Genomic DNA, 13,121 nt, shown 5'->3' on the forward strand with positions numbered 1-13,121 from the left:
TTAAAAATTAAAAGTCCTAATTTCACCTTTCAAAGGTACTAAATTTGTAAAGATGACGGAACCCGAAAAAAGAAAACAACTGACTAAATACAAAGCTCTTGCAACAGGATTATTCGTATTGATGGTCTGTATTTTTATTTTAAGCACTTATTTTCAGAAGCACACCTCATATGTCTGGCTGGGCTATCTCCACGCTTTTTCAGAAGCAGCCATGGTGGGGGCCTTAGCCGATTGGTTTGCCGTAACGGCTCTTTTTCATTATCCTATGGGAATAAAGATCCCACACACCAACCTTATTGAAAATAGTAAACAAAAGATCGGTAATAATTTGGGTGATTTTGTGGTAGAGAACTTTGTTTCAGCAGAAAACCTACGCCCCCCTATTGAACGAATGAAAATTTCCGAGTATTTAAGCGCCTGGCTAATAAAGGATAAAAATCAAAAAGAGCTGATTGGCGAAGTATTCATTTTGTTAAGAAGCATTGTTCACCAATTTAATGATCAGGAAATTAAGCATTTCATCTCCTCTAAAATAGAAGAAGTGGGAAATCACATCAAAATAAATCATATTTTGGGCAATAGTATTCTATATCTTTTGGAAAAAGAGGAACAACAACCCCTTATAAGCCTTCTCTCCTCTAAGATTAAATTTTACATTTTAGAAAATCAAAGCTTTATTCAGGAAAAAGTACGCCAAAATAGCTCTACACTGATTCCCAAATTTGTAAAACATACAATCGCTCATAAAATTGTGGTAGGCTTAGCCGATTTTTTTGAAGACATAGAGAAAAATGAGAACCATCAAGTAAGAGTCGAAATCTCTTCAAATCTCTATCAACTGACCCATGAACTAATGACTTCTAACCGCTGGGAAGGCGAACTGAATAAAATAAAAAAATCTTTTTTGCATAAAGAGAAGTTGGATAAATATGCTACAGATATTTGGAACTCTATCCGACAAACACTGCTTGAAGAACTGAATAATGAGGACTCAAAAATGAGAACATACGCAAGAAAAAATATACAAAAATGGGTAGTCAGTTTCAGTCAAAATAAATTACAACAGTCTAAAATAGACCGTTGGATGCGCTTTCACATTTATAGAATCTCCCTTAAAAACAGGGTAAAGGTTTCGGAATTAATCAGGACAACAGTGGCCAATTGGGAAGGTAGACAACTCAGTCAGAAATTAGAACTTGAAGTGGGAAAAGATTTACAATTCATTAGGGTTAACGGAACCCTCGTAGGAGGATTAGTGGGGGTGATCATTTACACTTTAGTCCATTTTATGAACTAGAAAAATGCTTTATGAATTCCGAATCAAAGGGCATTGATACCGTATCAAACACCTATCGAGGACTGTTATATATCTTATATTTTTTTACCTTTGAAAAAATTAATCTGAAATGGGTAAAAACTTACTTGCGGGTATTTTAATTTTTGTTTTTGTTCTCGGCTTTTCTCAGAAAGGAGCCTATTACCAACAAAAGGCAAAATATAAAATAGATGTGGATATTGATGTAAATAACTTCACCTATGAAGGCCAACAAGATATTGAATATACCAATAACTCACCTGATGAGCTCAACGTTATTTATATGCACCTTTACTGGAATGCTTTTAAGTCTGGCTCTATGATGGATCAAAGGGTAAGGAGTCAAGCAAAAAATGGTGATAAAAGACTGCAAAAGGGTGGTATTTCGCGCTTAGCGAATATTCCGCCCGATCAAGAAGGATTCCAGCATATTCACTGGGTTACCCAAAACGGAAAGCCTGTAAAATTTGAAATTCAGGAAACCTTAATGAAGGTTTATCTTAACGAAACCATACCGCCGGGTAGCTCTACAGTTTTATCAATGGAATGGGATGCCCATATTCCGATGCAAATCCGCCGAAGTGGTAGAAATAATAAGGAAGGCATAGATTTAACCATGACGCAATGGTATCCTAAAATTAGCGAATACGATTACGATGGCTGGGCTACTTTTGATTATATTGGCCGAGAGTTTCATGCCCCGTTTTCAGACTTTGATGTTCATATAAAAATTGATAAAAATTATATTATCGGAGCAGGAGGTCAACTGGAAAATCCTTCCGAAGTCTTAGGATATACCAGTTCCGCTACGATTAATGCTGATCAGAAAAATAAAGTCGTCTGGAAATGGACAGCGAAAAACATTCTAGATTTTGCTTGGGCCGCTGACAGAGATTATAGTGTAGAGGAATTCTCAGTACTAGGTGGGCCTAAGGTATATTTTGTATACCAAAAATCGGATAAAACCAAATACTGGGAAGAGGCCAAATCCTATGTGACTAAGTTTTTCCAAATGATGGAAACACAATTCGGGGCCTATGCATGGCCTAATTACACCTTTATACAGGGCGGTGACGGAGGTATGGAATATGGAATGTGCAGCATAATTTTAGGGGAAACAGACTCTCTAAAGAATCTTTGCGACACTATGTTTCACGAAGGAGCTCATTCTTGGTATCAACAGATGCTAGCCACCAACGAAAGCGTAAGACCTTGGATGGACGAGGGTTTTGCAAGTTATGCCCAACATTATATTTTAAATCAGCTTTTCCCTCCTTTAAAACCCGAGCCCAATCCCTTTATCAATACCCTTTACGACTACCGTAAATTCATTAGAACAGGAAAAGAAGAACCTGCTTCCTGGCTGGGAGATCATCACGACGATGGAACGGCTTATACCTATGCCTCTTATATAAAAGGAGAACTTTTTCTGGTGCAACTCGGCTATATTATGGGAGAGCAAAATCTCTCTAAAGTATTGAAGCAATATTATGAAGAATGGAATATGAAACACCCTACAGATCGAGATTTCATGCATATTGCACAAAAAATTTCGGGTATGGATCTCAAGTGGTTCCACAACTACTGGATCAATACGACCAAAACCATTGACTATAGTATAAAAAGCGTTAAGTACAATATAGCATCCACTACCATCACATTGGTCAATAATGGTAGCCTTCCCATGCCTATAGATTTTAATATCTTAACCAAAAATAGAGAAATACTCACCTTCCATATTCCGCTCAATATGATGCGGACACCCAAAGAAAAAGACATTTACGGCTCTATTAACGTAATGCCCTACTGGAACTGGACTCAAAAGGAATATGAAATTACAGTTCCCTATACCAAGTCGCAAATTCAAGCTATGGGTATAGACTTTAGTCAGCGCTTAGCAGATGTGAATCCTGAGGACAATATTATCGAGGTAAAATAATCTTATGAAAGCAATAGTTATCAATATTGGAAACACCAATATACGTTTTGGTTTTTTTGAGGAAGACCATTGTAATGTCTCCTGGGTCATCAATACCAAGCCTTACCATACATGTGATGAATTTTTTGTGCAGTTTCTTACCTTATACCAGTATTATAATATAGCCCTTGAGGATATTGAGAAGGTAATCATCGGATCGGTGGTACCTCAGCTTACTTATGATATTTCCAAAGCTATCCATAAAATTCATGCTAAGAAACCTATTCTGGTAGATCGCAATACCCCTGCACAGATAAAAGCAAAGTCCAAGCAAATGGGCACAGACATCTATGCTAACCTTGTGGCAGCACATATGCTCTATCCTGAAAGAAAAAAGATTATTTTAGACTTTGGTACGGCGCTAACCGTGAGTTGTATTGCCGAAAATGGAGAAACTATGGGTGTTATAATAGCACCTGGGATTATTACTTCTCTCAACTCTCTTATTCATCAAACAGCACAGCTTCCGGAAATTGAACTAAAAAGACCAAAATCCATATTAGGTTTAGATACGGTTTCATGCATGCAAAGCGGTATGATTTATGGATTTCTGGGAATGGTAGAAGGTTTTATAGACCGGATTAATGAAGAGGTAAATGAGAATTGCTTTGTTATCGCCACAGGAGGCGTATCCCATATCTATAAACCCTTAACTCCTAAAATCAATATGGCCGACCGGCTGCATACTCTTAAAGGGCTCTATTACTTAGGAAAAAATTTATAATTATAAAATGAAGCATTTTCCCAAATTAGAAACCCCGCGCCTCATCCTTTCCTCACTGGAAAAAACAGATATTCCTCTTATTGTGGAATATCTGCAAGAAAAGGTAATTTCAGAAAACACCTCCCATATTCCTTATCCCTATACCTTGGCTGATGCACAAAATTGGATTATAATGTCGGAAGAAGCCTTTAAAGCAAAAACGGCTTATAACTTTGCTATTCGGAAAAAAAATGGTAAAATAATCGGCTCCATAGGGCTACATGATACCGAAGATGATAAGGCAGAATTGGGTTACTGGATAGCCCTTCCTTTTTGGGGGAAAGGATTTGCTACAGAAGCTGCCCAAGCCGTCCTCGATTTTGGAATTAAAAAGCTGGGATTTCATAAAATTTATGCTTCTTTTTTACTTCATAATATAGCCTCCGGAAAGGTAATGAAAAAGATAGGTATGCAACGAGAAGCTTTATTAAAAGATCATGTGAAAAAGGGAAATCAATATATGGATGTACTCATGTTTTCTTTTATTGCTAACGCTTCGACTTGAAAAAATTTTTGAGGAGCAAAGCACTCTCCTCTGCCATAATTCCGGTGATTATTTGCGTTTTAGGATGTAGTGCTAACCCTTTATGAAGAAAGCCCCTTTGCGCATCCTCAGCCGCAATGACTAATCTTGAGAGTTGCGCCCAGGTTAAAGCGCCACCACACATTACACAAGGTTCGAGGGTTACATATAGGCTACAATCGATTAGATACTTACCTCCTAATAGATTGGCTGCTGCTGTAATAGCCTGCATTTCTGCATGAGCCGTGACATCGTTCAACTGCTCAGTGAGATTATGAGCCTTGGCAATAATGCGGTTGTTATGAACGATCACACAACCCACAGGCACTTCGTCTTTTTCATATGCTATTTGTGCCTGCTGAAAGGCTATATTCATAAAATAATCATCTGTAAACATCTACTCAAATTTCATGGTGATAGGCAATTTAAATAGGGATCGAACTGCTTTTCCCTGTGACTGAGCCGGTATAAATTTTTCTGGAAGGAGATATAAGCATATTTCTGTTTGTCTGTTGAATATTGCGTTCTCTCCCTCTGATTCTACGTGGCTAATGCTTCCGTCTTTTTCGACTACAAAAGTAGTAATACTTTTTAAAGTGGTTTGCGGATCGACAAATGCATTAAAATAAAAAGATTCTTCAATTATTTTTTTTAAACGTTCCATACCTCCGGGAAATTCTGCTTGCTGATCGTTTTGCTTGTCTATAGCCAATTCTTTTATTTCTGAAATCGATTTTTTAATAAGAGAAAGCTGCTCCTGATTTTTGGTTCGTATTAATACCCCTAGATACACATAATTTCTAACCTTATTCAATTGATAGATAAGGTAACGATATTCCGCCTCTAGCTTAACTTTTTCTTCAGGAATTTTTATCAACGCATATTGGTGCTTAAATTCATGATCTATCTTTAACTGATAGTCGTCATACAATTGCTTAACCTCCTTAAAATATTCATTTTGCTGTCCAAATGAAATAATAGAAAGTAGCAAAAAATAAAAAAATAATATTCTTTTCATATCAAATAGTAGTATCAAATATATGCAATACTCTTCTATGATAGGACTTCAAAAAAAACGGTCTTCAATGGTGTTGTAATTTGTAACTATTCTAAATTAATGAAATATAATGAAAGTCATTCACCTGTTGGCATATATCAATTCTTTTTCAGAATTAATAGCGTAAATTTGCAGCCTGATATTATGGGTGCTAAGTTGAATACATATCAAACCTCACAATTTGCGGTTCTTAGTATTAGTTTTGAGAAGGCCGATGCTGTTACCAGAGGAAGATTCGCCTTTTTTGACGATCATATCAAAAGTTTTGTCAACCAAATTCACGATCGCGATATGGGGGATGCCTTTGTGGTGTCCACATGTAATAGAACAGAGATTTATACCACGACTCATAATTATATGTTTGTAGCACAATTATTTTGTGATACAGTAGGGGTACAGTTAATGGACTTTATGCAATTTGTAACCGTCAAAAAAGGTACAGATGCTTTAGATCACCTCTTCAGAGTAGCAGCAGGGCTAGAAAGTCAGATTTTAGGGGATTTTGAAATTATTTCTCAGATTAAAAATGCCTATAAGAGATTTAAAGAGTACAAGCAGCATTCTAATGCCTATCTAGAGCGAGCGATTAACTCTTCTATACAGGTTTCTAAAAGAATAAAAAATGAGACCGGCATTAGTAATGGTGCCGCATCCGTATCCTATGCAGCTGTACACTATATATTGAAGACCCAGAAGCAGCTGGGTGAGAAAAACATTTTACTTCTAGGAGTAGGAGAGATCGGACAAAATACAATAGAAAATTTAGTAAAACATGTTTATAAGCCTAAAGTAAAAATCGCCAACAGAACCTCAGAAAAGGCAGAAAAAATTGCTCAGAAATATCAGATCCCTCATATTAATTTTGAGAACTTCTCCCTAGAATTGAAGCAAACTGATATTCTCATTGTGGCCACGGGAGCTGCAAAGCCTATTCTATTCGCGGAGAATATCCCCCCCAAAGATCTACTTGTAATAGACCTATCTATCCCTAAGAATGTAGACAAAAATATCGCACAGCTAAAGGGGATAGAGTTAATTGATGTCGACACCCTATCCGCTCAGATTCAGGAAACCCTGGAACAGCGAAAAAAAGAAATTCCTAAAGCAGAGATAATTATAAAAGAGATGTCTAAAGATTTTATTGAATGGGAAAAAAAACGAAAAATGGCTCCCCATATTCATTTCTTTAAAAACAATCTTAAAAGAATTGAACAAAATGAAATTCAAAAAGCGATTAAGAAAAACGGAGGACTGGATGAAAGCGATCTGTTACTAACACATAAAATGATCCAGAAAATCACCAATCGCTTTGCAAAATATATCATAGAGAACCCTCATCGATCAGATGAGGTTTCCAAACTTTTGGATGATATCCTCAACCTTCAACCTAAGGCAGATAGTTATGAAGAACATTAAGATTGGAACAAGAAATAGCCCACTGGCAATGTGGCAAGCAGAAAAAATTGCCCACCAGCTTCAATCTAAAGGCTATGCGTCTGAATTGGTGCCTGTACTATCAACTGGAGACAAGAATCTGAACAAACCTCTCTACAGCCTAGGCATTACGGGTATTTTTACTAAAGATTTAGATATTGCCCTGCTCAATAGAGAAGTAGACATCGCTGTTCATTCGCTTAAAGATGTTCCTACCTTACTCCCAGAAGGCGTAAAACTCGCTGCCGTGCTGGAAAGAGATTACCCAGAAGATATTTTAATTCGGAATTCTAAAGCAAAAAATAAGAATATCGCCGATTTGTCAATTGCCACGAGCAGTCTGCGCAGGAAAGCTTTTTGGAAAAACGAGTATCCAAATACCCTTTTTTATGATATTCGGGGAAATGTACAAACCCGACTGAAAAAGTTAGAAGAGGGACTTGCCGATGCGACTCTACTATCACTGGCTGGCATCAAAAGAATGAAGCTAGAGATTGAATATGAACTCGTACCTTTCCTTCTGCAAGCCCCTTCCCAAGGAGTGATCTGCTGTACAGCTCTAGCGGACAATTTACAACTGATAGAAATTTTAAATCAAATCACTCACCCGGAAACTTACCAGTGCATTCAAGTGGAACGAGAGTTTCTTCGTCATATGGAAGGAGGCTGTACAGCTCCCATAGGTGCACGTGCAACTATTATGGGGAATGATCTCTATTTTGAAGGCCGACTGGCTTCTCTTGATGGATTAAAAAAAATAGAACTGAAAGAGCAGGTGAAATGGCGTAAGGGCTTAGGTCTACATTTCGCTCATAAAGCATTATCACAAGGAGGACAAGCGATTATGGAAGCGCTAAAAAAACAATTATAAAACATGGAACCTCGTATTCTTTTTACAAAAGAATTGCCTAAAGCATATATCCAGCAAAAATTGGGCGATGGTTTCGAGCTTTTTTTTCTGCCTGTGATAGGCTTTAGATCTTCCAGTGAAATAATGGACACCAGAGATTGCCATCATTTTGTTTTTACGAGCATCCAAGGCGTAAGATCAGTCGAAGGGAAAATTAATTTTCCCGAAAATACGAAATGCTATACGGTAGGTGAAAAAGCCCGAGAAGCCCTAAAGGGTTTAGGCTTATCTGTTGAAATCACTGCAAAAAATGCCCAGGAACTCTCCTCTAAAATGAAAAACTGTATGAGACCGACGAAAATCATGCATTTCTGCGGCTCAAAAGCATTACCTACCCTAAAACAGGAATTAACAGCAGCGGGTTTTGAATGGATAGAGAATGTGGTTTATGAGACTATTTTACTCTACCCAGAATGGCACAAACCCACCGAAGCCCTGGTGTTTTTCAGCCCTTCGGGAGTAGAGAGTTTTTTGAAAAAAAATAAAATAAACCACCAAAGACTCTTCGCTATTGGAGAAACCACCGCAAAATTTTTACGAAATTTATCCTCCAATAAAGTAATAACCAGTAAAAAAGAAACTTTAGAAGACCTTCTTCAGGTCATAAAAGACAATTATAATGATTAAAAACGATTTATATTTAAGAGCCCTAAAGGGAGAGACCGTAGAGCGACCTCCGGTATGGATGATGAGGCAAGCAGGTAGATATCTTCCTGAGTTTATAGCGCTCCGCAATAAATACGATTTCTTTACCCGTTGTCAGACACCCGAACTCGCAGCAGAAATCACCATGCAACCGATCAGAAGGTTTCCTTTAGATGCCGCTATTTTATTTTCGGATATCCTGGTGATCCCTCAGGCTATGGGAATAGATTTTAAAATGAAAGAGGGGATAGGCCCGTGGTTAGATGAACCTATCCGGACACCTGAGGCTGTGGAGAAAATTCAAGTACCTGAGGTAAACGACAAGCTAAACTATGTTTTTGAAGCGATTACTTTAACCTTGGAACAACTTAATCATGAAATTCCACTCATTGGTTTTGCTGGCAGCCCTTGGACTATTTTGTGCTATTGCGTGGAAGGAAAAGGCAGTAAATCTTTTGATATGGCAAAGTCATTTTGTTTCCAACATCCTTCGGCAGCACATCTTTTACTACAAAAAATTACTGATACTACGATTGCTTATTTAAAAAGGAAAGTCGAAAAAGGTGTCTCTGCTGTTCAGATTTTCGACTCTTGGGGAGGGATGCTTTCGCCTGCAGACTATAGTGTATTTTCATGGCAGTATATCCAACAGATTGTAGAGGCCTTGCGCCCCATCACGGAAGTCATTGTTTTTGCAAAAGGCTGTTGGTACGCCTTAGAAGAAATGTCTCATTCTAAAGCTTCAGCTCTCGGAGTGGATTGGACTGTTACGCCTGAAATCGCACGAAAACTAACCGGAAACAAAATCACGTTACAAGGGAATTTCGATCCTGCAAGATTACACTCTTCACCAAAAATCATTCGAAACATGGTTGACGACATGATTCGCCGTTTCGGCAAAGATCGCTATATCGCCAATTTAGGGCACGGTATCCTGCCTAATATTCCCTTAGAAAATGCTGAAGCCTTTATTAAGGCAGTAGTAGAGTGGAAGGCCTAAAATAGTTTTTCCCATTGTAAAGATTTGATGATTTCAATGGAAAGGCTTTCTTCGAAAAGGCTAAGTTATCGTAACTTTGCAAAAATTTTTCTCAGATGAAGATTGTAGTGGGATTATCCGGAGGCGTAGACTCCAGTGTAGCGGCCTATTTGCTACAGCAACAAGGACATGAAGTGGTGGGGCTTTTTATGCGTAACTGGAACGATGCTTCGGTAACCCTAGAGGATGAATGTCCCTGGATAGAGGATAGTAATGACGCCCTGATGGTAGCACAAAAGTTAGGCATACCTTTTCAGGTCATCGACATGAGCGAACTTTATAAGAAACGTATTGTCGACTACATGTTTTCGGAATACGAGAAAGGGCGTACCCCCAATCCTGATATTTTGTGTAATCGAGAGGTAAAATTTGAAGCTTTTATGGATATCGCCCTTTCCCTTGGCGCGGATAAGGTTGCCACAGGCCATTATGCACAAATAGACTCTATAGATAAAGGAGGGGAGACTATTTATCGCCTGTTAGCCGGAAAAGACCAGAATAAAGACCAATCTTATTTTTTATGCCAACTCAGCCAAGAGCAACTCTCAAAAGCCTTATTCCCTATAGGACACCTCACAAAACCTCAGGTACGCGAAATTGCGAAAGAAATAGGTTTGGTCACTGCCGATAAAAAAGATTCCCAAGGACTTTGTTTTATTGGCAAAGTAAGTTTACCCGAATTTTTAAAGCAACAGCTTCAACCTAAAGAAGGCGATATCGTAGAAATATTCAGAAATTTTTCGGGTTTTCAACAAAACCTTCCCTCCTTTAGCTCAAAACAAGAAGAGCTAGAATTTCTGTCCTCCGAAATAAAATACCGCAAAGAAGAGGGTAAGGTTATAGGTAAACACCAAGGAGCACAGTATTATACCATAGGGCAAAGCAAAGGGCTGGGGATCGGCGGTCATAAAGAATCTTGTTTTGTCATCTCTCGAGATATGGAACGCAATATCTTATACGTAGGGGAGGGGCATTCTTTTCCTGGTCTGTATAGAAGTGTCTTAAGAATTCATCCTGATGAGGTACATTGGGTAAGGCCAGATCTAAGCTTGAAAAAAGGAGAGAGTCGCGAGGTGATGGCCAGAATACGCTATAGACAAGCCCTGCAAAAAGCTAGAATATACAGATTTGAGGAGGCTTTTTACATAGATTTTGATCAGCCTCAATCCGCTATTGCTGCTGGACAATTTGCTGCATGGTATGACGGAGAAGAAACCCTAGGAAGTGGGGTTATTTCCTAACAAAGTAAGGATCAACTGGAGGATTTTAATATGCCGAAATTTTAAAAATAGTTTATTTCAGGTCTTTTAACAAGAATAGACACGGCGTTTTGTTAAAAAACAACCCCTTGCTCTATTCTTTCAAGTCATTTATAGTATGGATTTCCACCACTAACAAACTATATATTAGGGATTAATAAAATTTTAAAAATAAATTTGGAAGTTATACTATGAATATCGTAAATTTGTAGCCTTTCATTTTTACTTTTTATTAGATTTATTTCAAACTGCAGCGAATTTCGCTAGCAGTTTTTTTGTTTTAGCCAGGAAAAAACATGCTTGATTTATTGTAAAAAGCTTAAATACTCCAATTTATTAATCATTCTGGCACCTAAACTCTGCAAATGCTCCGTATAGACCTGACAGTCTATTACCCTATATTGATACTGGTATTTATGTACAAAATAAATAAAGCCGGCTTTAGAAGCATTACTCACCTTGGCAAACATACTTTCTCCACAAAAAACACTGCCCATATCAAGACCATAAAAACCACCTACGAGCTTACCTTCTCTCCACACTTCTACACTTTTGGCTTTTCCCAATCTATGCAGCCTTATATAGGCCTGCTCCATTTCGGAGGTAATCCAGGTCCCCTCCTGATGCTCTCTATAAATATTTTTACAATGCCGGATAACCTCTTCAAAACACTGATTCTCGGTAAAGGAAAAAATCCCATCTTTAAAAACCTTACGCATAGATTTGGAAACTTTTATTTCCGAGGGAAACAACACAAAGCGTGGGTCGGGGCACCACCAAAGTATTTCCTGCCCCGGATTAAACCATGGGAAAATTCCCTGCTGATAAGCAAACCAAATTCTTTCCACAGAGAGATCTCCTCCATAGGCTATAAGACCATCTTGGGGGTGATACAAGCTCGGATCGGGAAAAGATATTTCATTAGGATTAAGCGGATACATTGCAAAATAAAAATCCTACTTTAGCTGGGTAGGATTTGTAAGGTTTTATAAAGTTCTTAAATTAGAATGGTAAATCATCATCGTCATCATCACCAAATACATTGGTATCCTGACTTGCCGTAGACTGGTTCGACTGAAGTGGAGTAGCCTGGGTAGGCTCATTAAAATTTTGAGTTACCTTTTCCATTCTCCATCCGGTAATCGAGTTAAAATATTTTATTTGCCCATCCGGAGCCTGCCATTCTCTACCTCTAATGTTAATCCCAATCTTCACCTGCTCACCCTCTGAAATAGTATTGAGCAAATCTATTTTATCTGATAAAAATTCAATACTAATAGGCTGTGGGTACTGCTCCTGCGTCAAAAGAATAAGCTCTCTTTTCTGAAAACCACTGCTAAAAGTCTGAACATCAAATATTTTTTTCACTGTACCTATTAACTCCATTTCGATATTTTTTACGGTTGTAAAGGTAATAAAATTGCAGTGAAGCAGAAGGAGGTCGAAACAGGTTTTTATGGGTTTTAGTAAAAAATAAAATTTTAGAAAAAATCATTTGGAAGTAAGAACAAAAAGTCTATATATTTGCAATCACAAAAAAGAAGAGACGTTCTTTAAAGATATGCGGATGTGGTGTAATTGGTAGCCACGCCAGACTTAGGATCTGGTGCCGAGAGGCGTGGGGGTTCGAGTCCCTTCATCCGCACAATTGCGAAAATAGCTCAGTTGGTAGAGCACAACCTTGCCAAGGTTGGGGTCGCGGGTTCGAATCCCGTTTTTCGCTCTAGTCTACACCCTGGTGGTGGAATTGGTAGACACGCAGGACTTAAAATCCTGTGCCCATTTGGGCGTACGGGTTCAAGTCCCGTCTGGGGTACATAAACCCTCTGTAACTTCGGTTAACAGAGGGTTTTTTATTTTTAGGGGGAACGAAAGAGGCTATTGTTTTATCCATATAATTAGTTTCTACTAAATATTTCCGTAATTCTCATATCAAGAAATTTTTACAGCATTATCTGAAAAATTTAAACACTACTCCCGTAAAAGACAGATAATTTATTTTTGAATTAACCTTAAATTATTTATATATATTTAGAATGTAAATTTGAATGTCTAAATTTGCATTTTAAAGTTATACCAAATAAATGAACCAAACCCTACTTACCAGATTGTTTAAATCTATCGAAGGCAATAAAGAAGAGCCTTTGGTAAGGATAGCATATTCCATTATTGAGGATGAAAGGAAAAAGGGGCATACA

Annotated in this window: 13 protein-coding genes and 3 tRNA genes; 12 read left to right on the top strand and 4 right to left on the bottom strand. The window is 37.9% G+C overall.

Annotation, left to right across the window (positions count from 1 at the left end; translation table 11 throughout):
• The first annotated feature begins 52 nt into the window (after positions 1–52).
• From GNY06_RS04380 to GNY06_RS04395, 4 genes are all read left to right on the top strand, one after another.
• The gene (locus tag GNY06_RS04380) at positions 53–1,297 is read left to right on the top strand and encodes a DUF445 domain-containing protein (protein WP_166518971.1); all 1,245 of its coding nucleotides are present in this window, start codon (positions 53–55) and stop codon (positions 1,295–1,297) included.
• Positions 1,298–1,406: 109 nt separating this feature from the next.
• The gene (locus tag GNY06_RS04385) at positions 1,407–3,254 is read left to right on the top strand and encodes a M1 family metallopeptidase (RefSeq protein WP_166518972.1); all 1,848 of its coding nucleotides are present in this window, start codon (positions 1,407–1,409) and stop codon (positions 3,252–3,254) included.
• A 4-nt stretch (positions 3,255–3,258) separates the two neighbouring features.
• The gene (locus tag GNY06_RS04390) at positions 3,259–4,017 is read left to right on the top strand and encodes a type III pantothenate kinase (RefSeq protein WP_166518973.1); all 759 of its coding nucleotides are present in this window, start codon (positions 3,259–3,261) and stop codon (positions 4,015–4,017) included.
• A gap of 7 nt (positions 4,018–4,024) precedes the next feature.
• Complete coding sequence (locus tag GNY06_RS04395; protein ID WP_166518974.1) at positions 4,025–4,561, top strand: GNAT family N-acetyltransferase; 537 nt, start codon at positions 4,025–4,027, stop codon at positions 4,559–4,561.
• On the opposite strand, the gene GNY06_RS04400 is transcribed toward GNY06_RS04395, so the two are convergent.
• On the bottom strand, positions 4,545–4,976 hold the full coding sequence (locus tag GNY06_RS04400) for a nucleoside deaminase (RefSeq protein ID WP_166518975.1): 432 nt from the start codon (positions 4,974–4,976) through the stop codon (positions 4,545–4,547). The genes GNY06_RS04395 and GNY06_RS04400 overlap by 17 nt on opposite strands.
• Positions 4,977–5,597: a hypothetical protein gene (locus tag GNY06_RS04405; protein WP_166518976.1), complete on the bottom strand. Its 621-nt coding sequence runs from the start codon at positions 5,595–5,597 to the stop codon at positions 4,977–4,979.
• A gap of 183 nt (positions 5,598–5,780) precedes the next feature.
• Here GNY06_RS04405 and hemA point away from each other — a divergent pair, with 183 nt between their 5' ends.
• From hemA to mnmA, 5 genes are all read left to right on the top strand, one after another.
• Entirely contained in the window at positions 5,781–7,052 is a 1,272-nt protein-coding gene (gene hemA, locus GNY06_RS04410; RefSeq protein ID WP_166518985.1) for a glutamyl-tRNA reductase, read from the top strand.
• Positions 7,039–7,941 carry a hydroxymethylbilane synthase gene (gene hemC / locus GNY06_RS04415; RefSeq protein WP_166518977.1) on the top strand — a complete coding sequence of 301 codons (903 nt, stop codon included), beginning with the start codon at positions 7,039–7,041 and terminating at the stop codon, positions 7,939–7,941. Before hemA ends, hemC begins: the two co-directional genes overlap by 14 nt.
• A gap of 3 nt (positions 7,942–7,944) precedes the next feature.
• Complete coding sequence (locus GNY06_RS04420) at positions 7,945–8,607, top strand: uroporphyrinogen-III synthase (protein WP_166518978.1); 663 nt, start codon at positions 7,945–7,947, stop codon at positions 8,605–8,607.
• On the top strand, positions 8,600–9,625 hold the full coding sequence (hemE, locus tag GNY06_RS04425; RefSeq protein ID WP_166518979.1) for a uroporphyrinogen decarboxylase: 1,026 nt from the start codon (positions 8,600–8,602) through the stop codon (positions 9,623–9,625). The genes GNY06_RS04420 and hemE overlap by 8 nt, the downstream gene beginning before the upstream one ends.
• 95 nt (positions 9,626–9,720) lie before the next feature.
• Complete coding sequence (gene mnmA, locus GNY06_RS04430) at positions 9,721–10,905, top strand: tRNA 2-thiouridine(34) synthase MnmA (RefSeq protein ID WP_166518980.1); 1,185 nt, start codon at positions 9,721–9,723, stop codon at positions 10,903–10,905.
• Between the two features lie 323 nt (positions 10,906–11,228).
• On the opposite strand, the gene aat is transcribed toward mnmA, so the two are convergent.
• Complete coding sequence (gene aat / locus GNY06_RS04435) at positions 11,229–11,864, bottom strand: leucyl/phenylalanyl-tRNA--protein transferase (RefSeq protein WP_166518981.1); 636 nt, start codon at positions 11,862–11,864, stop codon at positions 11,229–11,231.
• Positions 11,865–11,925: 61 nt separating this feature from the next.
• Positions 11,926–12,309, bottom strand: a complete 384-nt coding sequence (locus GNY06_RS04440) for a DUF3127 domain-containing protein (protein ID WP_166518982.1) — start codon at positions 12,307–12,309, stop codon at positions 11,926–11,928.
• 177 nt (positions 12,310–12,486) lie between these two features.
• Here GNY06_RS04440 and GNY06_RS04445 point away from each other — a divergent pair.
• The 3 genes from GNY06_RS04445 to GNY06_RS04455 all read left to right on the top strand — a co-directional run bounded on the left by GNY06_RS04445 (position 12,487) and on the right by GNY06_RS04455 (position 12,739).
• Positions 12,487–12,568: transfer RNA gene (locus GNY06_RS04445), tRNA-Leu, on the top strand.
• A gap of 5 nt (positions 12,569–12,573) precedes the next feature.
• Positions 12,574–12,646 (top strand) — tRNA-Gly (locus GNY06_RS04450).
• A 9-nt stretch (positions 12,647–12,655) separates the two neighbouring features.
• Positions 12,656–12,739, top strand: a tRNA-Leu gene (locus GNY06_RS04455).
• The last annotated feature ends 382 nt before the right edge of the window (positions 12,740–13,121 follow it).

Source organism: Elizabethkingia argenteiflava (genome assembly GCF_009904105.1).
Taxonomy (GTDB): Bacteria; Bacteroidota; Bacteroidia; order Flavobacteriales; family Weeksellaceae; genus Elizabethkingia; species Elizabethkingia argenteiflava.